Source organism: Leclercia sp. GLN_9, from assembly GCF_043105735.1.
Classification (GTDB): Bacteria; Pseudomonadota; Gammaproteobacteria; order Enterobacterales; family Enterobacteriaceae; genus Enterobacter; species Enterobacter adecarboxylatus.
On sequence record NZ_JBICLV010000046.1, the window covers coordinates 21,830 to 48,213 of the forward strand.

Below are 26,384 nucleotides of genomic sequence, written 5' to 3' on the forward strand. Positions count from 1 at the left end.
GTCCTTTTCGTAAAAAGACTATGGATTTTTCTCTTTTATTGATATGGACAATGACTAATTCAGGGCAAAAAAAAACCTCCGCCCGGGGGCAGAGGTCTTTTGGCAGGGGCGAGAATTAACGCGCCAGCCAACCACCGTCAACGGCAACGGTGTAGCCGTTGATGTAGTCAGATGCGCTGGAAGCCAGGAACACAACCGGCCCCATCAGATCGCTTGGCAGACCCCAACGACCCGCCGGGATACGCTCGAGGATCGCTGCGCTACGCTCTTCGTCTGCACGCAGCTGCTGGGTGTTGTTGGTCGCCATGTAACCCGGTGCGATGGCGTTCACGTTGATGTTGTGCTGCGCCCATTCGTTCGCCAGCAGGCGGGTAACGCCCATTACGCCGCTTTTTGACGCGGTGTAAGAAGGCACACGGATGCCGCCCTGGAAGGAGAGCATAGAGGCGATGTTGATGATTTTGCCGCCGTTGCCCTGCGCGATAAAGTGTTTCGCTGCTGCCTGAGACATGAAGAACACGCTCTTGATGTTCAGGTTCATGACGTCATCCCAGTCCTGCTCGCTGAAGTTGATCGCGTCTTCACGACGGATCAGACCTGCGTTGTTAACCAGAATGTCGATTTTACCGAACTCAGCAACCGCACGCTCCAGCAGCTCAGGGATGGCGTCGATTTTACGCAGGTCAGCGGTCAGGCTCAGGAAACGACGGCCCAGCGCGGTCACACGCTCAATGGTCTCCTGCGGCTCAACGATGTTGATCCCGACGATATCACAGCCAGCTTCCGCCAGACCCACTGCCATGCCCTGGCCCAGACCGGTATCACAACCGGTGACGACCGCAACTTTACCTTGCAGAGAAAATGCATCCAGAATCATTTTTTATCCTTTATCTTTCAGCGCCTGAACGAACAGGCAAGTTTATGCTTAACTGTCCGCGACTAGCGCAGATCCTTAACGGCAACATGGTCCATATCATCGAAGACCTGGTTTTCACCCACCATGCCCCAGATGAAGGTGTAGGCACGCGTACCCACGCCAGAGTGAATAGACCAGCTTGGCGAGATCACCGCCTGCTCGTTATGCATGACGATATGGCGAGTTTCCTGCGGCTGTCCCATCATGTGGAATACACAGGCGTCCTCTTCCATATTGAAGTAGAAGTACACTTCCATGCGGCGCTCGTGGGTATGGCACGGCATGGTGTTCCACAGGTTGCCCGGCTCCAGCTCGGTCAGGCCCATGCTGAGCTGGCAGGTTTCCAGCACATCAGGAACGAAGTATTTGTTGATGGTGCGACGGTTGCTGGTGAGGTTGTCACCCAGGGTGACCGGAGAGACCTCCGCCGGGGTCACTTTTTTGGTTGGATAGGTGGTGTGTGCCGGGGCGCAGTTGTAGTAGAACTTCGCCGGTTTGCCGCTATCGACGCTGGCGAAGACCACTTCCTGCGCGCCTTTTCCGACGTACAGGGCATCGCGATGGCCGATCTCATAGCATTGACCGTCAACGGTGATGGTGCCCGGGCCGCCAATGTTAATCACGCCCAGCTCACGACGCTCCAGGAAGAAGCTGACGCCAAGCTGCTTGCCCACTTCACCCCCAACAGAGACCGTTTTTGCCACCGGCATGATGCCGCCAACAATGATGCGGTCAATGTGGCTGTACACCATGGTGTACTCATCCGCGACAAACACTTTCTCGACTAAAAACTCATCGCGCAGTCCCTGGGTATCCAGCGTTTTTGCATGCGCGCTGTGGATGCTTTGTCTGACTTCCACATTAACCTCCAGAATTTATCGGCCCCGAAGGCCTGGATAATTAACAAAACGGTGTTCCGTTTTCATGATGGGCACATATTATCTGCTGTGAAATGGGTTTTCAATTACATTTAAAACGATGTTTCACTTTTTCTGTCAGTTAATCTCAAAATTGCAGTTGCGATCACGATTGTCAGGGAGTTGACATCGCGTTGTTTAAACGATTTTTTAACCGGACATTTTTAATTTTCAAATTTAACAACAGGTTAATAAAGAAAAAAAAGCGATACCGATATGATACAAATCTGAACAGATATAAAGAGGATGATGATTTTGCGGGCTTTTTCTTCAGAAGTGCGCCACCAGTCACACATACTGAAACGATGTTTTGATAATTTAACACCCAGTTTTTAAACTCATATTATACCGAGTGAACCGCAGGGAAATCCTGCCGTCGAATTCAAGGAGCGCATTATGGCAAAAGGCATGCGGGTCAAACTGAACTATGATGTCAGTCGCGACCCGGATACAGGTGTGGAAGTAACCCGCCTGACACCACCTGAAGTTACTTGTCATCGTAACTACTTCTATCAAAAATGCTTTTTCAACGACGGTAGCCATCTGCTGTTTGCCGGTGAATTCGATGGCCACTGGAACTACTATCTGCTGGATCTGGAAAAGGCCGAAGCGGTGCAGTTAACCGAAGGCGCGGGCGATAACACCTTTGGCGGTTTCCTGTCACCGGATGATAAATCGCTCTACTACGTTAAGAATGATCGCACTCTGCGGGAAGTCAATCTGACCACCTTCGAGGAACGCGAAGTCTATCGCGTCAGCGATGACTGGGTCGGCTACGGTACATGGGTTGCCAACTCAGACTGCACTAAACTGGTCGGCATCGAAATTGCGAAAAGTGACTGGACGCCGCTGAACGACTGGCAAATCTTCCATGATTTCTTCCATAAAGGCCCACACTGCCGCCTGCTGCGCGTCGATCTGCAGACCGGCGAAAGCAGCGTGATCCACGAAGAGAAAAACTGGCTCGGCCACCCTATCTACCGTCCGTTTGACGACAACACCGTCGCGTTCTGTCATGAAGGCCCACACGATCTGGTGGATGCCCGTATGTGGATGGTCAACGAAGACGGCAGCAACGTGCGCAAGGTAAAAGAGCATGCGGAAGGTGAAAGCTGCACCCATGAGTTCTGGGTACCGAACGGCTCGGCGCTGGTGTATGTCTCTTACCTGAAAGGTGAGCAAGGCCGTACCGTGTATAGCTTCAACCCGGACACTGGCGAAAATAGCGCGGTAATGAAAATGCCGGCCTGTTCGCACCTGATGAGTAACTTTGACGGCACCCTCCTGGTCGGCGATGGTTCCGGTACGCCGGTAGATGTGAAGGACACCAGCGGTTACACCATCGACAACGATCCTTATCTCTATGCATTCGACGTGGCGAAGAAGGCTTACTTCCGCATCGCCCGCCATGATACCTCCTGGGCAACCGTGGCGAACAGCCGCCAGGTTACCCATCCGCATCCATCCTTTACCCCGGATGATAAAGCGGTACTGTTTAGCTCCGATAAAGACGGTAAACCGGCTCTTTATATTGCGAAGCTTCCTGAGCAACCTGAACTGTTGCGTGAATAAATGTTTGTGTTTGTGTTCCTGTAACTGGCCTTGCCCTCCTTTATGGAGGGCTTTTTTTTTATCTGCGTATGGCTTCAGCAATAAATAGCAGACATAAAAAAACCGGCTCTTTCGAGCCGGTTAATCCCGGAGATACTGTTTATTATTAGAAGGAATAAGCTACACCGACACGGAGACGGGTCTGACGCTCATCGGTCTCTTTCACACCAATGTTGCCCACTTCACCATACGGGGCCCAGTTTTTGTCGATTTTATACGCCAGCTTTACGTTATATTCCTGGGAATAATCTTTGTTGTTATTACGGATAGTGCCTTCGGTGCTTTTCGCGTATACGTAGTTAAGCTCGGTACGCCAGTCGCCCATCACCCAGCCAACCCATGCATCGCCACGGTTAACTTTATCGTCGTCCTTATCGGCACTTGACGGATAACGGGTGTAGTCATAACGATAACGCGCGGCGACGTAGAAGCCATTATCAAAGCTATATTGCGCATGCAGATACGGTTTATAAATGGTGAAACTGTCTTTACTTTCAACCGTAAAGCCTGGGGTTAAGGCAATATTCGGGGTTGCTTTCCAGCGCCAGCTGATCTGATCTTCGTGACCATTGCCGACCACATCCGAAAAGGGTTGGTCAGCCTTATCGCCACCAGATTTCCATTTCGCTTCTACTGAAAAACCAAAACCATTTTCAAAACGGTGCGAAACTGACGCGCGGTCTGCGTTCGTGCCGGTATCAATATATTCGTGACGCAGATCCACGGTGACAGCCTGAGCTGCGAAAGAAGCGCCAATAAGTGAAGCAAGGACCAGAGATTTCTTAAACATGGAATAACCCTCGTTTAAAATGATGTTTCGTTTTTATGGAATTGCATTTTATTTTTTTAAATACGTAATTTTAGTGATCGCGATCGTAATTATTTGTTTCATTTTTTTTGGTAAAGTCAGGCGTGAGCAATATCAACAAAAGAGGGGTTTTAAGCGGAATTTAACGGATCGGGATCACACTAAAATCTTATTTTTGATTTAGCGAATGCAATAATTATTTCGAGGGTGTTTGAGAATTTACTTACAAGGGGAAAAATATGACGCGGCTCACAAACAAATAAGCCTCCGCGACGGGAGGCTTATTTGGGTTGATATATATCAAAACATATTATCGTTCTATGGCTAAGGCCACGCCCTGCCCGCCGCCAATGCACAGCGTCGCCAGCCCTTTACGGGCATCGCGTTTCACCATCTCATGCACCAGCGAGACCAGAATACGGCAACCTGACGCGCCGATGGGGTGTCCCAGCGCAATCGCCCCGCCGTTGACATTGACCCGGCGCTCATCCCACTCCAGCATTTTGCCCACCGACAACGCCTGAGCAGCAAAGGCTTCGTTCACTTCGATCAGATCGACATCCGCCAGCTGCCACCCTGCCCGCTCCAGACAGCGACGCGTGGCATGCACCGGCGCGATACCCATTAAAGCAGGATCCACGCCAACGCTGGCAAAGGCTTTAATGCGCGCCAGCACCGGCAGGTTCAGCGCTTCAGCTTTACTCTCGCTCATCATCATCACCGCGGCGGCGCCGTCGTTGATGGAAGAAGCATTCCCGACGGTGACCGAACCGGTGATATCAAAGGCAGGATTGAGTAACGCCAGCCCTTCGGCGCTGGTGTCGGTGCGCGGCTGTTCATCGGTATCGACCAACAGAGGCTCACCGTTCTGCTTCTGCGCGTTAACCGGGACAATCTCATCCCGGAAGCGGCCCGCGTCAATGGCGGCCCGGGCTTTCTGCTGCGAGCTAAGCGCATAGGCGTCCTGCCGTTCACGGGAGATACCATATTCTCGTGCCAGGTTTTCAGCCGTGACGCCCATATGATAATCGTTGAACGCATCCCATAGCCCGTCATGCACCAGGCTGTCGATAAGCTGGCTGTTGCCCAGTTGAGCACCCGTGCGGCTATCGGTCAGGACGTGAGGCGCACGGCTCATATTCTCCTGGCCGCCGGCGATCACCACATCCGCTTCACCGCACTGGATCGCCTGGGTTGCCAGGTGCAGCGCCTTCAGCCCGGAGCCGCATACGTCGTTGATGGTAATCGCAGAGACAGTGTTGGGTAAGCCACCTTTCAGCGCGGCCTGACGGGCCGGGTTTTGCCCGGCTCCGGCGGTCAGCACCTGGCCGAGGATCACCTCGTCGATCTCGTGGGCCTCAACGCCACTGCGCTCCACCAGCGCGCGAACCACCACGCTGCCCAGATCTACCGCCGAGTGGCGTGAGAGCGCTCCCTGGAAACAGCCAATTGCTGTGCGCAACGCACCCACTATCACGACGTCTTTCATCTCAACCTCTGCGCAAAATGACACCGCACATAGTAGAGGATTGTTATCAATTAATGATGTAATTGTTTAAAAATAGTGAGTTTTATCACAAAGCATCGCGTGGGTGTGGGCCGGGGCTGCCGTATGCATTCACGCCAATTATGATTTTCACGGTAATTATTAGATAACTCATTGGCATTGGGACGGCGCGGCGATAAGTTAGGAGATGCAAACACGCGTTAACACTGGAGTAACAAATGTCCGACTGTATCATTCCAGAAATAAAAGAATCAGAAGACGAAATCATCGCCATCCGCCGTCATTTACATGCCAACCCTGAATTAAGCCTCGAAGAGTTTAATACCAGTAACCTGGTTGCCCGCCAGCTGGAAGGCTGGGGTTATCAGGTGACCCGGGAGATCGGGAAAACCGGCGTTGTCGGCTCGCTCAGCAAAGGCCAGGGCAGCAAATCCATTGGCCTGCGCGCCGATATGGACGCCTTACCCATCTTTGAAGCCACCAATTTACCCTGGGCCAGTACCGTGCCGGGTAAAATGCACGCCTGCGGTCACGATGGCCACACGGCGATTTTACTGGCTGCGGCGAAATATATTGCCTCTGATGCCTGCCAGTTTAATGGCACCGTACACCTTATTTTTCAGCCTGCCGAAGAAGCAATTGGCGGCGCTGATTTAATGATTAAAGACGGGCTGTTTGACCGCTTCCCCTGCGATCGTATTTTTGCCCTGCACAATATGCCTTATCTGCCGACCGGTAAGTTTGGCTTCTATGAAGGCAACTTTATGGCCTCTGCCGATACCGTGAAAATTACCCTGCAAGGGTACGGTGGGCATGGCGCACACCCGGAACGCACCGTAGATCCGATTGTCACCGGGGCCGCCCTGATCATGTCCCTGCAGAGCATTGTGGCGCGTAACGTGCCGCCGGGTGAAACCGCCGTGGTGACCGTAGGGACTTTCCAGGCGGGCATTGCCTCCAACGTGATCCCGGACAGCGCGGTGATGGAACTGACGGTGCGTTCAATGAAGCCGGAGATCCGCGACCTGCTGATCCGACGCATTCAGGAGCTTACCGATTTCACCGCCCGCAGCTACGGTGCCACCAGCGAAGTGGAGATCTATGACTCCTACCCGGTACTGGTGAACGATGCCGAGCAGACTGCCTTCGCCCGCCAGCTGGCCGTCGAATTTTTTGGTGAAGATGCGGTACTCGACAGCGTCTCGCCGTCCAACGGCAGTGAAGATTTCGCCTTTATGCTTCAGCAACGTCCGGGCAGCTATTTCCTGCTCGGCAACGGCGAGAAAGGGGAAAAAGGCGGCTGCATGGTGCATAACCCCGGCTACGACTTCAATGATGAGATCATCACGACCGGGGCCTCCTTCTTTGCCCGTTTGGTTGAAAACTACTGCCGTTAAAACAGGGACCTGAAATGAAAAAATACCTTTTACCGCTGGTCGCGTTACTGGCAGCGTCGTCTGCCTTTGCAGCCGAGACGAAAGAGCTGCGTTTTGGCGTAGATCCCACCTTTGCACCCTTCGAGTCGAAAAACCCGCAGGGCGAGGTGGTCGGTTTTGATATTGATTTGGGCAATGCCATTTGTCAGCAGCTACAGGCCAAATGCGTCTGGGTTGAAAGCAACTTCGACGGCATTATTCCGTCCCTGAAGGCGCGTAAATTTGATGCCATCCTCTCAGGGATGTACATCACTGAGAAACGTAAAGAGCAGATTGCCTTCAGCGATAAAATTTACAGCGGCCCGGCCTTCCTGGTGGCGCGTAAAAACAGCCTTACCAGCGCCAGCGTGGATCAGCTGAAAGGGAAAACCATCGGCGTGGAGCAAGGTTCTGCTCAGGAAACCTATGCTAATGAACAGTGGCGCGGCAAGGGTGTCAACGTCGTGGCCTATCAGGGCGCTGACCAGGTGATCCGCGACCTCGAATCCGGGCGTATTGACGGCGCGGTGCTCTCCGGGGTGATGGCAGAATACAGCTTCCTCAACAAACCGCAGGGGAAAGATTTCGCCTTTGTTGGCGGCGCGCTCCAGGACGATGCGCTGTTTGGTGCCGGGGCAGCCATTGGTCTGCGCAAAGAGGATGATCAGCTGCGCCAGGAGCTGAACGGGGCGATCGCGGCGATCCTGGCCGACGGAACCTACAAAAAGCTTGCTGCCAAATACTTTAGTTTTGATATTTATACCGGCAAGTAATGCTATCCCGCCCTTCACGGGCTGAAGGGCGGGGTTTTCCAGAACTGGGTTAAGGGGAGCGAGTTGCCATGCACCGGATCCTGCTCAGGAAACGGCAGCGAGACGATACGCGACAGGACTGCGGGCGTCGCCGCCTGCTTACACAGATCGAACTCCATACCCGGCGGATAAGCGCCCACTACCTGAAAATCGAGCGTCGCCGATAAGCGGCAGTGTCCGGTTCCCGCAGGCAATAAAAGGGCGTCCCCGGCTTCGACCTCCATCTCTTCTCCCCCAGGACCGCCGATGACCAGGCGCGCCGCGCCGCGGGAAACCCCCAGGACTTCATGCGCAGTGGAGTGGTAATGGTGATAATCAAAAATCCCATCGCGCCACTGAGGCGGCCAGCCATTGTCGGCAAAGCGTTGTTCAAACTGACTGGCAAAATCGCCATCCGTAACTGCCCCTTTATAAATCAGCACCGGCAGATGGGGATTATTCGGCACCCAGTCTTTTGACGAGAGCATCAACACCCGGGGCGTTATCTGGTTGTAAGCGGCCATGTCTCTTCTCAGTCGGTTAATTTACCCCATTCAGTGTAGACCTTTTAGATTTTGCTACCGATCAGGAAAATGTCGTATTCGTCACACGGGATCCGCCTTGTGCTGCAGATAGTGCCGCAGCCAGTTTCCCGCCGTGCCTGGCGGGGAGCGTTTATTCCATACCAGATCGATCGCCACCGAACGCGGCCAGCCCGACACGTTGAGCTGCACCAGCGTTTTTGCAGGCGCAAACTCCTCCACCAGCGCAGAGGGCAGCGCGCACCAGCCGAAGCCCTGCACCGCCATGCTGAGCAATAGCAGGTAGTTGGGTGCCGACCACACCGGCCCCTGCGCCAGCACCGGTTCGCGCTCCAGATAGGTGTTCAGGCGCAGTTCCCGCCAACCGTGCAGTTCGTCGGCTTCGATACGGCTTTGCGCGGCGAGGGGATGCGTGGCGGAGGTATAGATCGCCATATGGGTCTGCATCGGCAGGCGGATAGCGGCAATGTCGGTAGGATAACTTTCCCGCGCCTCGGTGAGGCCGATATGCGCCCGCCCCTTTTGTAGCAGGTCGATAACATCTTCCTCCTCACCAATCAGGCATTCGAACTCGGTATGGGGAAATCGCGCGTCAAAACGAAACAGCATCTCCTCCAGCACGTCCGGGTGCAGGGTGTCCGAGAGAACAAAGGTCAGGTGCGCTTCGGTCTCTTCGCTGAGGGAGACCGCCAGTTCATCGAGCCTTGCGCTGGCCGCGAGGATCGACTGGACATAGCCCAGCACCTGCTTGCCCTGGGGGGTGAGCACCGGCTGGCGGGCGCTGCGATCGAACAGCGCAAAGCCGAGGTCATCTTCCAGATGGGCGATGGCGGTACTGATGGTGGATTGGCTTTTACGCAGGCGGCGGGCGGCGGCGGAGAACGAGCCTGCGGAAACCGTCTCGACAAATGCCGTTAAGGCTTCGGGTGAGTAGCGCATAATGTATCTACTTTATCGATGGAATCTAACTTTAATATATCAGTTTTAGCGATAAAAATAGCGCCCTGGCTCTGCCCATCCTGGCAGGTTAATGAGGTATCAGGTTATGCAGCACAACGATATTCAACGCAGAAAACTGCCGGAACGCATCTTCCACGCCGTCTTATTCGAAGGGATCGCCACGGCGATCCTTGCCCCCACCACCGCCTGGCTGATGCAACGTCCGGTGCTCGAGATGGGCGGGTTAACCATTCTTCTCGCCACGACGGCGATGATCTGGAACATCATCTATAACGCCGGTTTTGACAGACTGTGGCCGCGGCATATCGTTACCCGCACCGCCAAAGTTCGTGCCCTGCACGCCCTTGGATTCGAAGTCGGGTTTATTTTTATCGGCGTCGGTATTGTATCGCTGGTGCTGGGCGTGAGCCTGTTGCAGGCGTTAACCTTAGAGATTGGCTTCTTCATCTTCTTCCTGCCGTACACCATGGTCTATAACTGGGCGTACGACACCCTGCGCGATCGCATCATGAAGCGCCGCCAGCAGCAGCACGCTGCCACGTCTTAATCCCTCCGGCCGGAAATGCTTTCCGGCCCGCTCCCTTCAGCGCCAACTGCGACCCCTACGGGTAATTATGGTAAAATAGTCTCCTTTTTGTTGGTTTCATAGTTGATACGTTTCTCTCATGTCGAAAATCTGGTCTAAAGAAGAGACCCTCTGGAGCTTTGCCCTGTACGGCACAGCCGTGGGCGCAGGAACCCTGTTTCTGCCCATCCAGTTAGGATCTGCGGGCGCTGTCGTCCTGTTCATCACCGCCCTTGTGGCGTATCCATTCACCTACTGGCCCCACAAAGCGTTATGTCAGTTTATCCTCTCAGCGAAAACGAAAGGCAGCGAAGGGATCACCGGTGCGGTGACGCACTACTACGGGAAAAAGATCGGCAATCTGATCACCACGCTCTACTTTGTCGCCTTTTTTGTAGTAGTGCAGATCTATGCCGTGGCGATCACCAACTCCCTGACTGAGCAGCTGGCGAAGCATATCCCGGTAGACATGACCGTGCGGGTGCTGGTCAGCCTGGGCGTCGTGCTGACGTTAAATTTGATCTTTCTGATGGGGCGTCACGTCACCATCCGGGTGATGGGTTTTCTGGTCTTCCCGCTGATCGCTTACTTCCTGCTGGTGTCGCTGTATCTCACCCAGAGCTGGCAGCCTTCGCTGCTCACTAGCCAGATGAGCGTTGATCAGCACACCTTGCACCAGGTGTGGATCTCCATTCCGGTAATGGTATTCGCCTTCAGCCATACCCCGATTATTTCGACCTTTGCCGTTGACCGGCGCGAGAAATATGGCGACGCCGCGATGGGCAAATGTACCCGCATCATGAAGGTGGCGTATCTGATTATCTGTCTGAGCGTGCTGTTCTTTGTCTTCAGCTGCCTGCTGTCGATCCCTCCGTCTTACATCGTGGCCGCTAAAGAGCAAGGGGTTACCATTCTCTCTGCCCTCTCGATGATGCCCTCCTCCCCGTCATGGCTTGGGATCTCCGGCATTGTGGTAGCTATCATCGCGATGTCGAAGTCGTTTCTCGGCACCTATTTTGGGGTGATTGAGGGGGCAACGGAGATGGTGAAATCGGCGTTAAATCAGGTTGGCGTAAAGAAAAGCCGGGCCTTCAATCGGGCCGTGTCGGTGATGGGGGTTTCGCTGATCACCTTTGCGGTGTGCTGTATTAATCCCAATGCTATCTCGATGATCTATGCCATCAGCGGACCGCTTATCGCCATGATCCTGTTTATCATGCCGACCCTGTCCACCTTCCTTATTCCGGCCCTGAAACCTTACCGCTCTATTGGCAACGTGCTGACGCTGATCGTGGGGGTGTTATGCGTGTCGGTGATGTTTATCGCCTGACCAGGAGGCAGCACGCTGGTTTGCGGCAGCGTGCTGTTCAACGTTAAGCGCGGATACTGTCATACTCGCGGTTGTTATCAAATTCATGTTTCGCGAACGGGCACAGGGGGATGATTTTGCGGTTTTCTGCACGCATCTTTTCCACCACCTTCGCGACCAGCTGTTTGCCCACGCCCTGCCCTTTCAGGATGGGATCGACATCGGTGTGCTCAATAATGCTGAGGTGTTCGCCGGTGGGAACAAAAACGATCTCCGCGACCTGGTTACCGTCGGCATCATTCACATAAAACTTGTTATGACCTTCCTGAATTTCCATGTTTTCTCGCTTATTTATGGCGGTATTTAAGTGCGCCGCTTGGGCAGGTGTCAATCACACGCACGACCGTATCAACATCCACTTCATCAGGGATGATCCACGGCTTACGTTTCAGGTTGAAGAGTTTGGCGCTGCCGCGCACGCAGTTTCCCGCGTGCTGACAGATACCGGTGTTGAAGTAGACATCAATTTTCTCACCGGTATAGGCCCGGTACCCGGCTTGCAGGAGATCGTTATCCATGACATTGCCTCTGTCGTTATTATGCTTTCGGGAATAGGGATGATGCTGGCTGTGAGAACCAAAAAGTTAACATTTATTTAATAGAATGATCCAGTGCCTTAAGCGGGGCAGAATTCTGACTGAGAAAGCATGCTATTAATCAACGTTAAGGTGGTGTCTTTCAGGTAGTCTGTTTTTTTATCAGCAGACTACCCGGAGCGTCTGAAACACCATGGATAACCCACTACTTTTAAAAGGATTAGTTGTTTTACTGCTCGCCTTATGGGCGTGGGATATCATTAGAGCAAAACGCAAAAAGCAGCCTGCGGATCCCGCCATTGCACACGCTGATGCCCAGGAACGCCAGGCATGGCGCTATGTCAGATGGGGTTTTCGGATAATACAGATCGCCTGTGCGCTCTATTTCGTACGGATACTGATTCAGATCTTACTGGTGTAAATTGGCAGGAAATAAGGGAACGTAAGAAGAGATGCTGGAGCGGGCGAAGGGAATCGAACCCTCGTATAGAGCTTGGGAAGCTCTCGTTCTACCATTGAACTACGCCCGCTTTGAGGTGCGTAAAGCATTATAGACCTTACGCCCCTTCTGACAAGACTCCCCTGCGCTAACCGGCGATTAAATAACCACTTAGCACTTCGGTTTGCCGCCCGGCGCCGGTAAATAGCGTACCGGGTCGATGGCGGTTGCCTTATAACGAATCTGGAAATGAAGCGCCACGGTGTTGGAGCCGGTGCTGCCCATGGTGGCGATCTTCTGCCCGGCCTTCACGTTTTGTCCGTTATTCACCAGCAGGGTGTCATTATGTGCATAGGCGGTGATGTAATCCTCGCCATGCTTAATCATGATCAGGTTGCCATAGCCGCGCAGCTGGTTGCCGACATAGACCACCTTGCCCGCATCGGAGGCGTAGACCGGCGATCCGCGGGTGCCCGCGATATCAATCCCTTTGTTGCCCCCTTCCGAGGTGGAGTACGGTATCACCACTTTGCCGCTGGCGGGCCAGATCCAGCAGCGCTGTCCGACGGGTGGCCAGGAGGACTTAGGCACGACGTAAGAAGGAGTGACTGCGGCGGTTTTACCTTTGCTACGTGAAGAGGATTTTTTAGCTGTGGCGCTGCTGCCGTTAACCTTCAGCTTTTGCCCCACTTCAATGGTGTAAGGCGGCGAAATATTGTTCAGGCGCGCCAAGTCCTTCACGCTGGTGCCAGTCGCACGCGAGATGCGGTACAGCGTATCGCCGCGTTTAACGGTATACACAGCACCAGAATCCGATGACTGATTGCCTGCGCATCCCGCCAGCAACAGGGCCAGGATCAGGCAAAACAGAGCAGAAACAGGGTTTTTCGTCGGGCTTCCTGCAAACAAAACAGTTCCTCGGTCAACGTGAATGGCCGCGCTATCATAGCAGCCCCACCGCGGATGCCCAAGAGCACCCTATGCGACAAACAGTTTAATGCCGATTGCGATATAATCGCCCGGGTCAGGCCGCGCTGAACTTAGTGGAACACTAACAAGTCAGTATCGCCTGACGATTTCAGCACGGAGTTACAATGGACACACACGAACACGTCATTTTGGTCAACGACCTGGGAAAGATAATCGGCACTCAGGAAAAGTACGCTGCACACACCTCTCACACCCCACTACATCTGGCCTTCTCTTGCTGGCTTTTCAACGACAAGGGTGAGTGTCTGGTCACCCGTCGCGCCATGAGCAAAAAAGCCTGGCCCGGTGTCTGGACCAACTCCGTTTGCGGCCATCCGCAACAGGGTGAAACGTCAGAACAGGCCATAATCCGCCGCTGCCGCTACGAAGTGGGCGTCGAGATTGCCGGGATTATTCCGGTCGCACCCGCATTCCGCTACTGCGAAACCGATCCCTCCGGGATTGTTGAAAACGAAATATGCCCGGTCTTCGCGGCACATGCTGTCAACGACGTAAACATCAATCGCGACGAAGTGATGGAGTATCAGTGGGTAACGCTTGAAGCACTGTTACGCGCGCTGGAAGCCACCCCTTGGGCCTTTAGCCCGTGGATGGTGATGGAAGCGAGAGCGGCAGAAGAGGGTTTGGTCCGCTTCGCAGCAGACGCGAAGCAATAAAAAAGCCCCGACGCGATTAACGCCGGGGCTTTCTGGTAGCTGTGGCTTACTTAACCGGACGCATCGCCGGGAACAGGATCACATCACGGATGGTGTGGCTGTTGGTAAACAGCATCACCATACGGTCGATACCAATGCCCAGGCCCGCTGTTGGCGGCAGGCCGTGTTCCAGCGCGGTCACGTAGTCTTCATCGAAGAACATGGCTTCGTCGTCACCCGCCGCTTTCGCATCAACCTGATCCTGGAAGCGCTGCGCCTGATCTTCTGCATCGTTCAGCTCGCTAAAGCCGTTGCCGATTTCGCGGCCACCGATGAAGAATTCAAAGCGGTCAGTGATCTCCGGGTTCTCGTCGTTACGACGCGCCAGCGGAGAAACTTCTGCCGGGTATTCGGTGATGAAGGTAGGCTGAATCAGGTGCGCTTCCGCCACTTCTTCGAAGATCTCGGTCACGATACGGCCCAGACCCCAGCTCTTCTCAACCTTGATACCGATGCTTTCAGCGATCGCTTTCGCAGAGTCGAAGTTATCCAGGTCAGCCATCTCGGTTTCAGGACGGTATTTCTTGATCGCTTCGCGCATGGTCAGCTTAACGAACGGCTTGCCGAAGTCGAAGACTTCTTCGCCGTAAGGCACTTCAGTGGTACCCAGAATATCCTGCGCCAGCGTACGGAACAGGGATTCGGTCAGCTCGATCAGATCTTTGTAATCCGCGTAAGCCATATAGAGTTCCATCATGGTGAACTCTGGGTTATGACGTACGGAGATGCCTTCGTTACGGAAGTTACGGTTGATCTCGAATACGCGATCGAAACCGCCCACCACCAGACGCTTCAGGTACAGTTCCGGCGCGATACGCAGGTACATGTCCAGGTCCAGGGCGTTGTGATGCGTGATAAATGGACGCGCAGACGCACCGCCCGGGATCACCTGCATCATTGGGGTTTCCACTTCCATAAAGTCGCGGCCCACCATGAACTGACGGATGCCAGCCATAATCTGGGAGCGAATTTTGAAGGTCTTGCGGGATTCATCGTTAGAGATGAGATCCAGGTAACGCTGACGATAACGCGCTTCCTGATCCTGCAGACCGTGGAACTTGTCCGGCAGCGGGCGCAGGGCTTTGGTCAGCAGGCGCAGCTCGGTGCAGTGGATGGACAGCTCGCCGGTCTTGGTTTTGAACAGCTTGCCTTTAGCGCCCAGGATATCGCCCAGGTCCCACTTCTTGAACTGCTCGTTGTAGATCCCTTCCGGCAGATCGTCGCGGGAGACGTACAGCTGAATGCGGCCGCCAACGTCCTGCAGGGTGATGAAAGACGCTTTACCCATGATACGACGGGTCATCATGCGGCCTGCAACGGCCACTTCGATGTTCAGCGCTTCCAGCTCTTCGTTCTCTTTAGCGTCGAAGTCAGCGTGCAGTTGGTCTGAGGTATGATCGCGACGAAAATCGTTCGGGAACGGCACACCCTGCTCGCGCAGTGCAGCCAGCTTCTCGCGGCGGGTTTTCAGTTCATTGTTAAGATCGACGACCGCGTCAGCGCCCTGTGCTTGTTGTTCAGACATGTTGGTTCCTCATAACCCTGCTTTCAGACTTGCTTCGATAAATTGGTCCAGGCTGCCGTCCAGCACCGCCTGCGTGTTACGGGTTTCGACACCGGTACGCAGGTCTTTGATGCGGGAGTCATCAAGGACGTAAGAACGGATCTGGCTGCCCCAGCCGATGTCGGATTTGTTATCTTCCATCGCCTGCTTCTCAGCATTTTTCTTTTGCATCTCCAGTTCATAAAGCTTCGCTTTCATCTGCTTCATGGCCTGGTCTTTGTTTTTATGCTGGGAACGGTCGTTCTGGCACTGTGTTACCAGCCCGGTCGGAATGTGGGTAATACGCACCGCGGATTCCGTACGGTTAACGTGCTGACCACCCGCACCGGAGGCGCGATAAACGTCGATACGCAGATCCGCTGGGTTGATTTCGATGTCGATATCGTCCTTCACTTCCGGGTAGACAAACGCGGAACTGAAAGAGGTGTGACGGCGACCGCCGGAGTCGAACGGGCTTTTACGCACCAGGCGGTGAACGCCGGTTTCCGTACGCAGCCAGCCGTAGGCGTAATCGCCAATGATTTTGACGGTGACAGATTTCAGGCCTGCCACTTCACCTTCAGACTCTTCGATGATCTCGGTCTTGAAGCCGCGGGCTTCAGCCCAACGCAGGTACATACGGGTCAGCATGCTGGCCCAGTCCTGTGCTTCTGTACCGCCGGAACCTGCCTGAATATCCAGGTAGCAGTCGGCGCTGTCGTATTCACCGGAGAACATACGACGGAATTCCAGCTGTGCCAGCTTCTCTTCCAGACCGTCGAGTTCTGCTACGGCTTCGTTGAAGGTCTCTTCGTCGTCGGCCTCAACGGCCAGTTCCAGCAGCCCGGAAACGTCATCCAGACCCTGTGCCATCTGATCCAGCGTATCAACGATAGCTTCCAGAGAGGAACGCTCTTTACCCAGCGCCTGTGCGCGTTCAGGTTCGTTCCAGACGTCCGGCTGTTCCAGCTCGGCGTTTACTTCTTCGAGACGCTCTTTCTTGGCATCGTAGTCAAAGATACCCCCTAAGAACGTCGGAGCGCTCCGTGAGGTCCTGAATGCGGTTTTTTACCGGATTAATTTCAAACATGGTCTGTTTTCTTTTATGGACGAGTCAAAATGCGGTTATAAGGGCGGAATTGTACCGGATTCACGCCCTTTTTTATAGCGGAATAGTGATGCTAAAGTGGCCAGATATGGTCGATGATGATTTGCAGCGTGCGGTTGCCGCGAAACTCGTTGATATCCAGTTTGTAGGCCAGTTCGACTTCGCGCACGCCGTTGTCCGGCCAGATGGTGGTATCGACGTTAAAGGCGATACCGTCCAGCAGCGGGCCGCCGCCTACCGGTTCTACCATCACTTTCAGGTGGCGTTCACCCACCAGCCGCTGTTGCAGCAGACGGAAGCGGCCATCGAACAGCGGCTCCGGGAACATCTGCCCCCACGGACCGGCATCGCGCAGCATCTGTGCCACTTCCATGGTCATTTCGGCTGGCGTTAACGGGCCGTCGGAGACCACTTCGCCCTGCAACAGGGCCGGATCCAGCCAGTCGGTGACCAGCTCGCTGAACAGGCGCTGGAACTGATCGAACTTCGCCTCCTCCAGTGACAGACCCGCCGCCATCGCGTGACCGCCAAATTTGATCATCAGCCCCGGATGTAGCGTGTCCAGCCGCTCCAGCGCATCGCGCATATGCAGCCCCTGAATGGATCGGCCCGATCCTTTCAGCGTGCCGTCGCCTGCGGGAGCAAAGGCAATCACCGGGCGGTGAAAACGCTCTTTGATACGCGAGGCCAAAATCCCGACCACGCCCTGATGCCACTCAGGATGATACATCGCCAGCCCGCCGGGCAGCGTTTCGCCGCTGCGCTCCAGCTTTTCGCACAGGGTCAGCGCTTCGGCCTGCATTCCCTGCTCGATCTCTTTACGGGTCTGGTTCAGCGCGTCCAGTTCGTTGGCCAGCACGCGCGCTTCCGCGATGTTATCGCACAACAACAGCGCCACTCCGACTGACATATCATCCAGACGCCCGGCGGCGTTAAGACGCGGGCCAAGGGCAAAACCTAAGTCGCTGGCCGCCAGCCGCTGTTGATCCCGGTTGGAGATCTCCAGCAGCGCCTTAATGCCCGGACGGCATTTGCCCGCCCGAATGCGGTTTAAACCCTGCCAGGTGAGAATGCGGTTATTGGCATCCAGCGGCACGACGTCCGCCACAGTGCCCAGCGCCACCAGATCGAGGAATTCCGCCAGATTCGGCGGCGCAATGCCCTGCGCCTCGAACCAGCCTTTATCCCGCAGCTTCGTGCGCAGCGCCAGCATCAGGTAAAACGCCACCCCCACGCCTGCCAGGGATTTCGACGGGAAGGCGCAGTCTCGCAGGTTAGGGTTGATGATCGCTTCCGCCGCCGGCAGCGTGTCGCCGGGCAGATGGTGATCGGTGACCAGCACCGGGATCCCCAGCGAGTGTGCACGATCGACACCGTTGTGGGATGAGATCCCATTGTCGACCGTCAGGATCATTTGAGCGCCACGGGCATGCGCTTGATCAACCACTTCAGGACTGAGGCCATAGCCATCCTCAAAGCGGTTCGGCACCAGGTAAGAGACGTTATCGCACCCCATCGCTCGCAGGCTGAGCACGCTCAGCGCGGTACTGGTGGCACCATCGGCGTCGAAATCCCCCACCACGATGATGCGCGTCCCTTCGCGAAAGGCGTTATACAGCAGCTCCGTGGCCGTATCGACGCCACTCAGTTGCTGCCAGGGCAACATGCCTTTTACGCTTCGCTCAAGGTCGTCTGCCGTTTGCACGCCACGGCTGGCATACAGTCGACGCAACAGGGGCGACAGATCCGCGGGTAACGCGGCGCTGTCGTTCACTTCACGACGACGGAGTTGTATCGAAGATTTCACGCGAATTATTTACCGCCAAACTGTTTCTGGTGCTCGTCGAGGAAGGCTTTCATCTCTTTCGGCCCCTGGTAACCTGGCACCACGTAACCGTTGCTGAGTACGATAGCTGGCGTACCGGTCACGCCAAACTGCACGCCCAGCGCGTAGTGGTTGGCAATGTCGATATCGCAGGAGGCTGGCTGAATGCCTTTGCCGCTCATGGCATCATCAAAGGCTTTGTTGCGATCTTTCGCACACCAGATGGCCTTCATGTCCTGCTCAGGCTGGCTCTGCACGCCCGCACGCGGGAAAGCGAGGTAACGCACGGTGATCCCCAGCGCGTTGTAGTCTTTCATCTCTTCGTGCAGCTTGTGGCAGTAGCCGCAGGTGATGTCGGTAAACACGGTGATGACATGTTTTTCCTGCGCCGCTTTGTAGACAATCATCTCTTTTTCCAGCGCGTTCAGGTTTTTCATCAGCATCTGGTTCGTCACGTTAACCGGCTGGGCGCCGCTTACGTCATACAGCGGCCCTTGCAGAAAATGTTTACCGTCTTCGGTAACGTACAACACACCGCCGCTGGTCATCACGGTTTTCATCCCAGGAATTGGCGCAGGCTGAATATCGCTGCTGGTGACGCCAAGCTTCGCCAGAGATTGTTTGATGGCTGCATCGTCTGCATGCGCCAGGCCGGATAATGAGGCTGCCAGCAGAGAGAACAGCACTAAAGTCTTTTTCATATTGATTCCTGTTACACGTCACCACTCACGCGCGTGGGTGATGCTGTTGGTGGAGCTGTCGCAGGCGTTCCGTGGCGACATGCGTGTAGATTTGCGTCGTTGAAAGGTCACTGTGCCCAAGCAGCATCTGGACCACGCGCAGGTCGGCGCCATGGTTCAGAAGATGGGTCGCAAAAGCGTGACGCAGAACGTGCGGCGAAAGTTTTTCACTGTCGATACCCGCCAGTGTGGCGTAATGTTTGATGCGATGCCAGAAGGTTTGGCGCGTCATCTGTTGCGCACGCTGGCTCGGAAACAGCACATCGATGGAGACACCGTTAAGCAACCACGGACGCCCATGCTGAAGATAGTTCTCCAGCCAGTAAACCGCCTCTTCCCCCAGCGGCACCAGACGTTCTTTGTTGCCTTTACCGATCACTCGTACCACGCCCTGACGCAGGCTGATATCGCTCATCGTCAGCCCAACCAGTTCAGAGACGCGCAGTCCCGTCGCGTACAACACTTCAAGCATCGCTTTATCGCGTAACTCCAGCGGTTGGTCAACCACCGGCGCCTGTAATAATCTCTCAACTTGTGCTTCGCTGAGATCCTTCGGCAGACGCTGCGGCAGTTTTGGCGACGCCAGTACGGCGCTGGGATCGTCGGGACGTAATTTCTCACGATACAGATGCTGAAACAGACGCCGCATGGCGCTTAGCAGTCGCGCGGAACTGGTAGCTTTATAGCCTCCCTCCATACGCTCGGCAAGCAGCGCCTGCAGATCGTCGCTTTGGGCCGTCGCAAGAGAGAGTTGATGGTGATGCAACCAGGCCACCAGCATGCCCAGATCGCGTCGGTAGGCGCTGAGGGTATTTTCGGCAAGATTCTTCTCAAGCCACAGCGCATCGAGAAACTGCTCGATGAGTGCGAGATCCTTTTCCACGTCAGCCTCTTTCGTTCTGCAATGGGTGCATTATGCCTGAATGCGGGTTGTTTCTGGTACACTACACGCAAAGTCATAGCAAGTATTGAGACATTTTAGCGATGAATATTGGTCTGTTTTATGGTTCCAGCACCTGCTACACCGAGATGGCGGCAGAGAAAATTCGCGACATTATCGGTCCGGAACTGATCACCCTCCATAATCTCAAAGACGACGCCCCGACGATGATGGAACAGTACGACGTACTGATTCTGGGCATCCCAACCTGGGATTTTGGTGAACTGCAGGAAGACTGGGAAGCCATCTGGGATCAGCTTGATTCCCTGAAGCTGGAAGGCAAAATTATCGCGCTGTACGGCATGGGCGACCAGTTAGGCTACGGCGAGTGGTTCCTTGATGCGCTGGGGATGCTGCACGATAAGCTGGCGCCGAAAGGCGTGACCTTCATCGGTTACTGGCCGACCGAGGGCTATGAGTTTACCAGTAAGAAACCGATCATTGCCGACGGCCAGCTGTTTGTCGGGCTGGCCCTTGATGAGACGAATCAATACGATCTGAGCGAAGAGCGCCTGCAGAGCTGGTGCGAGCAGATCCTTGGCGAAATGGCGGAGCAGTTCAGCTAATCCCCTACCGCCCGTGCGTCGGTTGCTGCGAAAGCATCCGGCGCAGATCCCGCCACTCCCCTTCATCCATGCTGTCTGCCGACAACCACAAATGCTGGTAGCGTTTCCCGTCGCCCTTGCGTAAGCGGAGCATCATGCCGGAATTGAGCATCCACGGCGTACCGATAATCTCCCACTCGCTACCCTGCCACTGCAGGCGGGAATCCATGAACAGCTTGATTTCGCCCTGACGGGAATTGATGCGCCGTTGGCTGCGTACGCTGTCAAACACCACCAGCGACAGTAAAATTAACCATAACGGGGTGTAGCTTAGCGGCCATGGTATCAACAGGATGCAAGCCGCAACCAGGCCGTGGAGCAAAAGAGACATCCACTGGGCGCGCCACGAGACGCGTAAATCAGATTGCCACAGGACCACGTTCCCGATTCCGTGTTTGAATTAAAAGCACCATCCGTTGCAGTTCGGCGTCGGCGGGTTCGCCGTGATTCATTAACCAGTTAAATAAATCAGGATCGTCGTTCTCCAGCAGGCGGATAAACAGCTTTTTATCCTCATCGCTCAGGGTGTCGTATTCGTATTCGAAGAACGGCATGATGGAGATATCGAGTTCGCGCATACCGCGACGGCATGCCCAATGAATGCGGGCTTTGTTAGTAATGTCCATGTGTATTTTCCTGCATAACGTTGAGTTCAGGCAGTGTTCCGTTCGTATCGGCTGAGAAAGAGAGTCCACCGGGAAGAAACGGCTCTTAGTGTAACGTGTTTTTTGCTGTTTCATTACTGGAATATTATGTTCCTGGCGCACTCTTCCAGAAAAAACCACAACAAATACGGGTATTCATCCGTTTTGCGTAGCGTTATGCAGAATGGCGCAAGGGCACGAATAGCCTGTTGAAACCGCTTGCAATGGCTACAGTCTCTTTTACCATTAGGCATCAACAAAGCGTTATGCAATTCAGGACCTCACTATGGCATTTACACCGTTTTCTCCGCGCCAGCCTGTCGCCTCTGCGCGTCTGCCGCTGACGCTTATGACTCTTGATGACTGGGCGCTGGCAACCGTTGTCGGCGTGGACAGCGAAAAGTACCTGCAGGGCCAGGTGACCGCTGATGTCAGTCAAATGACCGAACACCAACATCTGCTGGCCGCGCACTGCGATCCGAAAGGCAAGATGTGGAGCAACCTGCGCATTTTCCGCCGTCAGGACGGCTTTGCCCTGATCGAGCGCCGCAGCCTGCGTGACGCGCAGCTTACCGAGCTGAAAAAGTATGCGGTGTTCTCCAAGGTCACCATCGCTGCCGATGACGAACTGGTGCTGCTGGGCGTGGCCGGATTCCAGGCGCGCGCAGCCTTGAAAAACCTGTTCAGCGACCTTCCTGATGCTGACAACCAGGTCACTCACGACGGTGTTACTTCGCTGCTGTGGTTTGAACACCCGGCGGAACGCTTCCTGCTGGTGACCGATGTCGCCACCGCAGAGCGCGTAACCCAGGCCCTGCGTGGCGAAGCACAGCTGAATAATAGCCAGCAGTGGCTGTCACTGAACATTGAAGCGGGCATTCCAGTTATCGATGCCGCCAACAGCGGGCAGTTTATTCCGCAGGCCACTAACCTGCAGGCGCTCGGTGGGATCAGCTTTAAAAAAGGCTGTTACACCGGCCAGGAGATGGTGGCTCGCGCGAAGTTCCGCGGCGCCAACAAACGTGCGCTGTGGTACCTGGCGGGCCAGGCCAGCCGCGTACCGGAAGCCGGCGAAGATCTGGAGCTGAAAATGGGTGACAACTGGCGCCGTACCGGCACCGTGCTTGCCGCCGTTCAGCTTGATGATGGCCGTCTGCTTGTACAGGCCGTCATGAACAATGATATGGAGCCAGACAGCGTTTTCCGCGTGCGTGAAGATGTCAATACCCTGAGCATTGAGCCGCTGCCATATTCCCTGGAAGAGTGATGTTGTGAGTACCGGGTGGCAAAGGTAAAAGCAAAACGGTAACCCCAGGGTTACCGTTTTTAATGTTTGCGCCGCTATCCGCAGGAGAGGGTTGGCGTGAGGACATCAGGCCGCACCCAACAATCTTAATTAAACCTGTCCAACGTACAGATAAATCGCCAGGAAGTGACACACGCTGCCGCCCAGCACAAACCCGTGCCAGATCGCGTGGTTATAGGGTATGCGCTTACAGACGTAAAAAATCACCCCCAGCGAATAGACAATTCCGCCCACCGCCAGCAGCGTCACCCCACCCGCCGCGAGTTTTACCGCCAGCTCATAGATGACAATCAGCGACAGCCAGCCCATGGTCAGGTAGGTCACCAGCGACAGCACCTTGAAACGGTGCGCGATGGTCAGCTTAAACAGGATCCCCAGTAGCGCCAGGCTCCAGATAACAATCATTAATCCGCGCGCCAGCGGTGAATCCAACCCCACCAGCAAAAACGGTGTGTAAGTCCCGGCAATCAGCAGATAGATGGCGCAGTGGTCGAATTTTTTCAGCCAGATCTTGGCCCGCTGATACGGAATGGCATGATAAAGAGTGGACGCCAGGAACAGCAGAATCATGCTTCCGCCATACAGGCTGTAACTGGTGATCGCCAGCGCGCTGGCGTTCGTGTCGACGGCCTGAACCAGGAGTAATACCAGCCCGACGATGCCAAACACCAGACCTACCCCGTGACTAATACTGTTGGCTATTTCCTCAGCCAGCGAATATCCCTGTGTGGTTAATGGTTTGCTAACCATAGATAACTCCGGGAAAACATAAGTGAATACTGCATCGCTGACTATGCTAACTGAGAATGATTCCAGTGAACACCTGTTAGCTAAAATAAATATCCTCCAGATATTTATTTAATTTAATCATATAGTTGAATGACATTTTCAGCTAACGGATGTTCACGATAAACATTAAACGCATTTAAAATCAATAACATAAAACTGACGCTGATTCGGGTAGATCTCTGCGATCACCCGCTTAAGTTCACCGAGGGTCATGTTCTCCTGCTGGGCATGTTTTTCGGTCAGCGTGTCCAGCGTCACGGTTGAAGTGCCTGTTACCTCAATGGTGCAAAAGTAGCCGTCATCTTCATAACGCCCCACCCGCAAAACATCGCCCGCTTTGAAGTGCGCCTCGCTCTCATCACGGATGGTGATGGTCTTACGTCCGGCCAGAATGTCATCCTGAAAGCGCTGAAAAAAAGTAATGTCGTTTGGCTGCATGTTATTATTCCCTGAAGATGAAGTCTGATGAGTGAGTTTAGCCACTGTGAGCATGTTCTCCCATTCCGCCATTGCCAGTCTCAATAATCTGGAGATGATGGTCTACAACACCGTCATTAAAAACCGTGACCAGGTGATGTACATGACCATTCGCGAACTGGCTGATGCGGCGGGGGTTTCCACCACCACCGTGCTGCGCTTCTGCCGCAAGCTGAAATGCGATGGCTATTCTGAATTCCGCGTCCGTTTTAAATTATATCTTGAACAAAACGAACCGCAGCAGGCCAATTTTGGTGCCAGTGAGATTATCAGTTTTTTCAAAAGCGTAAACAACGACGAGTTTGATACGCTTTTAAATAACGCCGTGGATATTATCTTATCCTCGGAGCGTATTATATTTGTCGGCGCAGGCACGTCAGGTTCGCTGGCAAAATATGGTGCACGTTTCTTTTCCAATATTGGTAAATTCAGCAACCATATCGACGATCCTTATTTCCCGGTGACCAACGATATGGCGAAAAACGCCCTGGCGATTGTGCTCTCCGTCTCTGGCGAAACCGAAGAGATCCTGCGCTTCGCCAGCCAGTTCAGCCTGCATCATTGCAAGGTGCTCTCCATCACCAGCCACGAACATTCACGGCTGGCAAAACTGGCAGACTTTAATCTCTCGTGGCATGTGCCGCAAACGCGTATCGCGGGTGTCTACGATATTACCACGCAAATTCCGGTGATTTATATTCTTGAATCTTTGGGACGCAAACTGGCGAAGAAATTAACGGAATAAAACACCCTGTTTTTTTGCCGTAACAAATCACAATGTCTGCAAATTGTTATATCGTGACTTTTTATTCCCCTTTGTTAGACTCCAAATAAGACAATAAATGAGATTAGCAAAGATGAAAAAACTCACCTTACCAAAAGATTTTTTATGGGGCGGCGCAGTGGCGGCGCACCAGGTAGAGGGCGGCTGGAACAAGGGCGGTAAAGGCCCGAGCATTTGTGACGTGCTGACCGGCGGCGCTCACGGCGTGCCGCGTGAAATCACTCAGGAAGTGGTTGAGGGTAAATACTACCCAAACCATGACGCCATCGACTTCCACGGCCACTATAAAGAAGACATCAAGCTGTTTGCCGAGATGGGCTTCAAATGCTTCCGTACCTCCATCGCCTGGACCCGTATCTTCCCGAAAGGTGATGAAACCCAGCCGAACGAAGAGGGGTTGAAATTCTACGACGACATGTTCGATGAGCTGCTGAAGTACAACATCGAGCCGGTGATCACCCTCTCCCACTTCGAAATGCCGCTGCATCTGGTGCAGGAGTACGGCGGCTGGACCAACCGTAAGGTGGTCGATTTCTTCGTTAATTTCGCTGAAGTGGTGTTTGAGCGCTACAAGAGCAAGGTCAAATACTGGATGACCTTTAACGAGATCAACAACCAGCGTAACTGGCGCGCCCCGCTGTTCGGCTACTGCTGCTCCGGCGTGGTCTATACCGAGCATCAAAACCCGGAAGAGACCATGTACCAGGTGCTGCATCACCAGTTCGTGGCCAGCGCCCTGGCGGTAAAAGCCGCGCGTCGCATCAACCCGGAAATGAAAGTCGGCTGCATGCTGGCAATGGTGGCGCTCTATCCGTTCTCCTGCAAACCTGAAGACGTGATGTTCGCCCAGGAGTCAATGCGTGAGCGCTATGTCTTTACCGACGTACAACTGCGTGGTTACTACCCATCCTACGTGCTGAACGAATGGGAGCGTCGCGGTTTCACCATCAATATGGAAGCGGGCGATGAGCAGATCCTGCGTGAAGGCACCTGTGATTATCTGGGCTTCAGCTACTACATGACCAACGCGGTGAAAGCGGAAGGCGGTACGGGCGATGCGATCTCCGGCTTCGAAGGCAGCGTTCCGAACCCGCACGTCAAAGCTTCTGACTGGGGCTGGCAGATCGACCCGGTGGGCCTGCGCTACGCCCTGTGCGAGCTGTATGAACGTTACCAGAAGCCGCTGTTTATCGTCGAAAACGGATTTGGCGCGTATGACAAAGTGGAAAAGGACGGCAGCATCAACGATGACTATCGTATCGACTACCTGCGTGCCCACGTGGAAGAGATGATCAAAGCGGTGACGTATGATGGCGTGGATCTGATGGGCTACACCCCGTGGGGCTGCATCGACTGCGTGTCCTTCACCACCGGTCAGTACAGCAAACGCTACGGCTTTATCTACGTGAACAAGCACGACGACGGTACGGGCGATATGTCTCGTTCCCGTAAGAAGAGCTTCGAATGGTATAAAGGCGTGATTGCCAGCAACGGCGAGACATTGTAATTTTTTGCCCGGTGGCGCTGCGCTTACCGGGCCTACGATTGATCCCCCTCTCCCC

Annotated in this window: 29 protein-coding genes and 1 tRNA gene; 11 read left to right on the forward strand and 19 right to left on the reverse strand. The window is 54.4% G+C overall.

What is annotated here, in order from left to right:
* Window positions 1–115: 115 nt before the first annotated feature.
* The gene (gene kduD / locus ACF8PE_RS22830; protein WP_103792592.1) at window positions 116–877 is read right to left on the reverse strand and encodes a 2-dehydro-3-deoxy-D-gluconate 5-dehydrogenase KduD; all 762 of its coding nucleotides are present in this window, start codon (window positions 875–877) and stop codon (window positions 116–118) included.
* Between the two features lie 62 nt (window positions 878–939).
* Complete coding sequence (gene kduI / locus ACF8PE_RS22835; protein WP_077227196.1) at window positions 940–1,776, reverse strand: 5-dehydro-4-deoxy-D-glucuronate isomerase; 837 nt, start codon at window positions 1,774–1,776, stop codon at window positions 940–942.
* A 453-nt stretch (window positions 1,777–2,229) separates the two neighbouring features.
* Between kduI and ACF8PE_RS22840 the strand changes: the two genes are divergently transcribed.
* The gene (locus ACF8PE_RS22840) at window positions 2,230–3,405 is read left to right on the forward strand and encodes an oligogalacturonate lyase family protein (protein ID WP_032613815.1); all 1,176 of its coding nucleotides are present in this window, start codon (window positions 2,230–2,232) and stop codon (window positions 3,403–3,405) included.
* A 145-nt stretch (window positions 3,406–3,550) separates the two neighbouring features.
* Here the strand turns inward: ACF8PE_RS22840 and ACF8PE_RS22845 are convergent, their stop codons facing one another.
* Window positions 3,551–4,234 (reverse strand): porin, encoded by a 684-nt coding sequence (locus tag ACF8PE_RS22845; protein ID WP_059307255.1) that lies wholly within the window; start codon window positions 4,232–4,234, stop codon window positions 3,551–3,553.
* A gap of 328 nt (window positions 4,235–4,562) precedes the next feature.
* Window positions 4,563–5,741 carry an acetyl-CoA C-acetyltransferase gene (locus tag ACF8PE_RS22850; RefSeq protein WP_392495318.1) on the reverse strand — a complete coding sequence of 393 codons (1,179 nt, stop codon included), beginning with the start codon at window positions 5,739–5,741 and terminating at the stop codon, window positions 4,563–4,565.
* 236 nt (window positions 5,742–5,977) lie between these two features.
* Between ACF8PE_RS22850 and ACF8PE_RS22855 the strand changes: the two genes are divergently transcribed.
* Together ACF8PE_RS22855 and ACF8PE_RS22860 are read left to right on the forward strand one after the other, a co-directional pair.
* Window positions 5,978–7,156 carry a M20 aminoacylase family protein gene (locus ACF8PE_RS22855; protein WP_032613824.1) on the forward strand — a complete coding sequence of 393 codons (1,179 nt, stop codon included), beginning with the start codon at window positions 5,978–5,980 and terminating at the stop codon, window positions 7,154–7,156.
* Window positions 7,157–7,170: 14 nt separating this feature from the next.
* Window positions 7,171–7,947 carry an ABC transporter substrate-binding protein gene (locus ACF8PE_RS22860; RefSeq protein WP_032613826.1) on the forward strand — a complete coding sequence of 259 codons (777 nt, stop codon included), beginning with the start codon at window positions 7,171–7,173 and terminating at the stop codon, window positions 7,945–7,947.
* Window positions 7,948–7,961: 14 nt separating this feature from the next.
* Here ACF8PE_RS22860 and ACF8PE_RS22865 read toward each other — a convergent pair whose 3' ends face one another.
* Both ACF8PE_RS22865 and ACF8PE_RS22870 read right to left on the reverse strand, forming a co-directional pair.
* Window positions 7,962–8,489, reverse strand: a complete 528-nt coding sequence (locus ACF8PE_RS22865) for a cupin (protein ID WP_392495319.1) — start codon at window positions 8,487–8,489, stop codon at window positions 7,962–7,964.
* Between the two features lie 81 nt (window positions 8,490–8,570).
* A complete protein-coding gene (locus tag ACF8PE_RS22870) occupies window positions 8,571–9,446 on the reverse strand; it encodes a LysR family transcriptional regulator (RefSeq protein WP_270735630.1) in 876 nt (291 codons plus the stop codon).
* A gap of 106 nt (window positions 9,447–9,552) precedes the next feature.
* Between ACF8PE_RS22870 and ACF8PE_RS22875 the strand changes: the two genes are divergently transcribed.
* On the forward strand, window positions 9,553–10,014 hold the full coding sequence (locus ACF8PE_RS22875) for a multidrug/biocide efflux PACE transporter (protein ID WP_059307252.1): 462 nt from the start codon (window positions 9,553–9,555) through the stop codon (window positions 10,012–10,014).
* Window positions 10,015–10,132: 118 nt separating this feature from the next.
* Complete coding sequence (locus ACF8PE_RS22880; protein ID WP_059307251.1) at window positions 10,133–11,362, forward strand: amino acid permease; 1,230 nt, start codon at window positions 10,133–10,135, stop codon at window positions 11,360–11,362.
* Window positions 11,363–11,405: 43 nt separating this feature from the next.
* On the opposite strand, the gene ACF8PE_RS22885 is transcribed toward ACF8PE_RS22880, so the two are convergent.
* Window positions 11,406–11,678 (reverse strand): GNAT family N-acetyltransferase, encoded by a 273-nt coding sequence (locus ACF8PE_RS22885; RefSeq protein ID WP_103792597.1) that lies wholly within the window; start codon window positions 11,676–11,678, stop codon window positions 11,406–11,408.
* A gap of 10 nt (window positions 11,679–11,688) precedes the next feature.
* A complete protein-coding gene (gene yjdI, locus ACF8PE_RS22890) occupies window positions 11,689–11,919 on the reverse strand; it encodes a 4Fe-4S mono-cluster protein YjdI (RefSeq protein WP_032613838.1) in 231 nt (76 codons plus the stop codon).
* Between the two features lie 211 nt (window positions 11,920–12,130).
* Here yjdI and ACF8PE_RS22895 point away from each other — a divergent pair, with 211 nt between their 5' ends.
* The gene (locus tag ACF8PE_RS22895; protein ID WP_392495320.1) at window positions 12,131–12,358 is read left to right on the forward strand and encodes a hypothetical protein; all 228 of its coding nucleotides are present in this window, start codon (window positions 12,131–12,133) and stop codon (window positions 12,356–12,358) included.
* Between the two features lie 35 nt (window positions 12,359–12,393).
* On the opposite strand, the gene ACF8PE_RS22900 is transcribed toward ACF8PE_RS22895, so the two are convergent.
* Window positions 12,394–12,467 (reverse strand) — tRNA-Gly (locus tag ACF8PE_RS22900).
* Between the two features lie 80 nt (window positions 12,468–12,547).
* Window positions 12,548–13,309, reverse strand: a complete 762-nt coding sequence (gene actS, locus ACF8PE_RS22905; protein WP_373407781.1) for an amidase activator ActS — start codon at window positions 13,307–13,309, stop codon at window positions 12,548–12,550.
* Between the two features lie 161 nt (window positions 13,310–13,470).
* Here actS and idi point away from each other — a divergent pair, with 161 nt between their 5' ends.
* Window positions 13,471–14,022, forward strand: a complete 552-nt coding sequence (gene idi, locus ACF8PE_RS22910; protein ID WP_200142750.1) for an isopentenyl-diphosphate Delta-isomerase — start codon at window positions 13,471–13,473, stop codon at window positions 14,020–14,022.
* Window positions 14,023–14,068: 46 nt separating this feature from the next.
* Here the strand turns inward: idi and lysS are convergent, their stop codons facing one another.
* The 5 genes from lysS to xerD form a co-directional block, all read right to left on the reverse strand.
* Window positions 14,069–15,586 carry a lysine--tRNA ligase gene (lysS, locus tag ACF8PE_RS22915; RefSeq protein ID WP_032613846.1) on the reverse strand — a complete coding sequence of 506 codons (1,518 nt, stop codon included), beginning with the start codon at window positions 15,584–15,586 and terminating at the stop codon, window positions 14,069–14,071.
* A gap of 9 nt (window positions 15,587–15,595) precedes the next feature.
* Window positions 15,596–16,694, reverse strand: a protein-coding gene (gene prfB / locus ACF8PE_RS22920) for a peptide chain release factor 2 (protein WP_103792602.1) whose coding sequence is annotated in 2 segments (ribosomal slippage) — window positions 15,596–16,618 and window positions 16,620–16,694 — 1,098 coding nt in all. Because the reading frame shifts where the segments join, the coding sequence is not laid out codon by codon here.
* 91 nt (window positions 16,695–16,785) lie between these two features.
* Complete coding sequence (recJ, locus tag ACF8PE_RS22925) at window positions 16,786–18,519, reverse strand: single-stranded-DNA-specific exonuclease RecJ (protein WP_130588241.1); 1,734 nt, start codon at window positions 18,517–18,519, stop codon at window positions 16,786–16,788.
* A gap of 5 nt (window positions 18,520–18,524) precedes the next feature.
* The gene (gene dsbC, locus ACF8PE_RS22930) at window positions 18,525–19,238 is read right to left on the reverse strand and encodes a bifunctional protein-disulfide isomerase/oxidoreductase DsbC (protein WP_032613852.1); all 714 of its coding nucleotides are present in this window, start codon (window positions 19,236–19,238) and stop codon (window positions 18,525–18,527) included.
* A gap of 25 nt (window positions 19,239–19,263) precedes the next feature.
* Complete coding sequence (xerD, locus tag ACF8PE_RS22935; protein WP_032613854.1) at window positions 19,264–20,160, reverse strand: site-specific tyrosine recombinase XerD; 897 nt, start codon at window positions 20,158–20,160, stop codon at window positions 19,264–19,266.
* 101 nt (window positions 20,161–20,261) lie between these two features.
* Between xerD and fldB the strand changes: the two genes are divergently transcribed.
* Window positions 20,262–20,783 carry a flavodoxin FldB gene (gene fldB, locus ACF8PE_RS22940; RefSeq protein ID WP_164541027.1) on the forward strand — a complete coding sequence of 174 codons (522 nt, stop codon included), beginning with the start codon at window positions 20,262–20,264 and terminating at the stop codon, window positions 20,781–20,783.
* Between the two features lie 4 nt (window positions 20,784–20,787).
* On the opposite strand, the gene ACF8PE_RS22945 is transcribed toward fldB, so the two are convergent.
* Complete coding sequence (locus ACF8PE_RS22945; protein WP_032613858.1) at window positions 20,788–21,201, reverse strand: protein YgfX; 414 nt, start codon at window positions 21,199–21,201, stop codon at window positions 20,788–20,790.
* Window positions 21,182–21,448, reverse strand: a complete 267-nt coding sequence (gene sdhE, locus ACF8PE_RS22950; protein WP_032613860.1) for an FAD assembly factor SdhE — start codon at window positions 21,446–21,448, stop codon at window positions 21,182–21,184. The genes ACF8PE_RS22945 and sdhE overlap by 20 nt, the downstream gene beginning before the upstream one ends.
* Window positions 21,449–21,752: 304 nt before the next feature.
* On the opposite strand from sdhE, the gene ygfZ reads away from it, so the two are divergent.
* On the forward strand, window positions 21,753–22,733 hold the full coding sequence (ygfZ, locus tag ACF8PE_RS22955; RefSeq protein ID WP_032613862.1) for a tRNA-modifying protein YgfZ: 981 nt from the start codon (window positions 21,753–21,755) through the stop codon (window positions 22,731–22,733).
* A 129-nt stretch (window positions 22,734–22,862) separates the two neighbouring features.
* Here ygfZ and ACF8PE_RS22960 read toward each other — a convergent pair whose 3' ends face one another.
* Together ACF8PE_RS22960 and yqfB are read right to left on the reverse strand one after the other, a co-directional pair.
* The gene (locus ACF8PE_RS22960; RefSeq protein WP_032613865.1) at window positions 22,863–23,522 is read right to left on the reverse strand and encodes a hemolysin III family protein; all 660 of its coding nucleotides are present in this window, start codon (window positions 23,520–23,522) and stop codon (window positions 22,863–22,865) included.
* A 165-nt stretch (window positions 23,523–23,687) separates the two neighbouring features.
* Window positions 23,688–23,999: a N(4)-acetylcytidine aminohydrolase gene (yqfB, locus tag ACF8PE_RS22965; protein ID WP_032613867.1), complete on the reverse strand. Its 312-nt coding sequence runs from the start codon at window positions 23,997–23,999 to the stop codon at window positions 23,688–23,690.
* 52 nt (window positions 24,000–24,051) lie between these two features.
* On the opposite strand from yqfB, the gene ACF8PE_RS22970 reads away from it, so the two are divergent.
* Both ACF8PE_RS22970 and ACF8PE_RS22975 read left to right on the forward strand, forming a co-directional pair.
* Window positions 24,052–24,783: a MurR/RpiR family transcriptional regulator gene (locus ACF8PE_RS22970; protein WP_032613869.1), complete on the forward strand. Its 732-nt coding sequence runs from the start codon at window positions 24,052–24,054 to the stop codon at window positions 24,781–24,783.
* A 112-nt stretch (window positions 24,784–24,895) separates the two neighbouring features.
* Window positions 24,896–26,329, forward strand: a complete 1,434-nt coding sequence (locus tag ACF8PE_RS22975; RefSeq protein WP_392495321.1) for a 6-phospho-beta-glucosidase — start codon at window positions 24,896–24,898, stop codon at window positions 26,327–26,329.
* Window positions 26,330–26,384 lie beyond the last annotated feature (55 nt).

Excerpts from the sequence above, each read along its gene's own strand:
- ACF8PE_RS22880 (WP_059307251.1), top strand. The coding sequence starts at position 10,133 with ATGTCGAAAATCTGGTCTAAAGAAGAGACCCTCTGGAGCTTTGCCCTG.
- ACF8PE_RS22845 (WP_059307255.1), bottom strand. The coding sequence starts at position 4,234 with ATGTTTAAGAAATCTCTGGTCCTTGCTTCACTTATTGGCGCTTCTTTC.
- dsbC (WP_032613852.1), bottom strand. The coding sequence starts at position 19,238 with ATGAAAAAGACTTTAGTGCTGTTCTCTCTGCTGGCAGCCTCATTATCC.
- ACF8PE_RS22895 (WP_392495320.1), top strand. The coding sequence starts at position 12,131 with ATGGATAACCCACTACTTTTAAAAGGATTAGTTGTTTTACTGCTCGCC.
- ACF8PE_RS22970 (WP_032613869.1), top strand. The coding sequence starts at position 24,052 with ATGTTCTCCCATTCCGCCATTGCCAGTCTCAATAATCTGGAGATGATG.
- ACF8PE_RS22885 (WP_103792597.1), bottom strand. The coding sequence starts at position 11,678 with ATGGAAATTCAGGAAGGTCATAACAAGTTTTATGTGAATGATGCCGAC.
- yjdI (WP_032613838.1), bottom strand. The coding sequence starts at position 11,919 with ATGGATAACGATCTCCTGCAAGCCGGGTACCGGGCCTATACCGGTGAG.
- ACF8PE_RS22850 (WP_392495318.1), bottom strand. The coding sequence starts at position 5,741 with ATGAAAGACGTCGTGATAGTGGGTGCGTTGCGCACAGCAATTGGCTGT.
- sdhE (WP_032613860.1), bottom strand. The coding sequence starts at position 21,448 with ATGGACATTACTAACAAAGCCCGCATTCATTGGGCATGCCGTCGCGGT.
- ACF8PE_RS22860 (WP_032613826.1), top strand. The coding sequence starts at position 7,171 with ATGAAAAAATACCTTTTACCGCTGGTCGCGTTACTGGCAGCGTCGTCT.
- ACF8PE_RS22960 (WP_032613865.1), bottom strand. The coding sequence starts at position 23,522 with ATGGTTAGCAAACCATTAACCACACAGGGATATTCGCTGGCTGAGGAA.
- kduD (WP_103792592.1), bottom strand. The coding sequence starts at position 877 with ATGATTCTGGATGCATTTTCTCTGCAAGGTAAAGTTGCGGTCGTCACC.
- ACF8PE_RS22870 (WP_270735630.1), bottom strand. The coding sequence starts at position 9,446 with ATGCGCTACTCACCCGAAGCCTTAACGGCATTTGTCGAGACGGTTTCC.
- ACF8PE_RS22975 (WP_392495321.1), top strand. The coding sequence starts at position 24,896 with ATGAAAAAACTCACCTTACCAAAAGATTTTTTATGGGGCGGCGCAGTG.
- fldB (WP_164541027.1), top strand. The coding sequence starts at position 20,262 with ATGAATATTGGTCTGTTTTATGGTTCCAGCACCTGCTACACCGAGATG.
- ACF8PE_RS22875 (WP_059307252.1), top strand. The coding sequence starts at position 9,553 with ATGCAGCACAACGATATTCAACGCAGAAAACTGCCGGAACGCATCTTC.
- ACF8PE_RS22840 (WP_032613815.1), top strand. The coding sequence starts at position 2,230 with ATGGCAAAAGGCATGCGGGTCAAACTGAACTATGATGTCAGTCGCGAC.
- ygfZ (WP_032613862.1), top strand. The coding sequence starts at position 21,753 with ATGGCATTTACACCGTTTTCTCCGCGCCAGCCTGTCGCCTCTGCGCGT.
- lysS (WP_032613846.1), bottom strand. The coding sequence starts at position 15,586 with ATGTCTGAACAACAAGCACAGGGCGCTGACGCGGTCGTCGATCTTAAC.
- ACF8PE_RS22865 (WP_392495319.1), bottom strand. The coding sequence starts at position 8,489 with ATGGCCGCTTACAACCAGATAACGCCCCGGGTGTTGATGCTCTCGTCA.
- yqfB (WP_032613867.1), bottom strand. The coding sequence starts at position 23,999 with ATGCAGCCAAACGACATTACTTTTTTTCAGCGCTTTCAGGATGACATT.
- ACF8PE_RS22855 (WP_032613824.1), top strand. The coding sequence starts at position 5,978 with ATGTCCGACTGTATCATTCCAGAAATAAAAGAATCAGAAGACGAAATC.
- idi (WP_200142750.1), top strand. The coding sequence starts at position 13,471 with ATGGACACACACGAACACGTCATTTTGGTCAACGACCTGGGAAAGATA.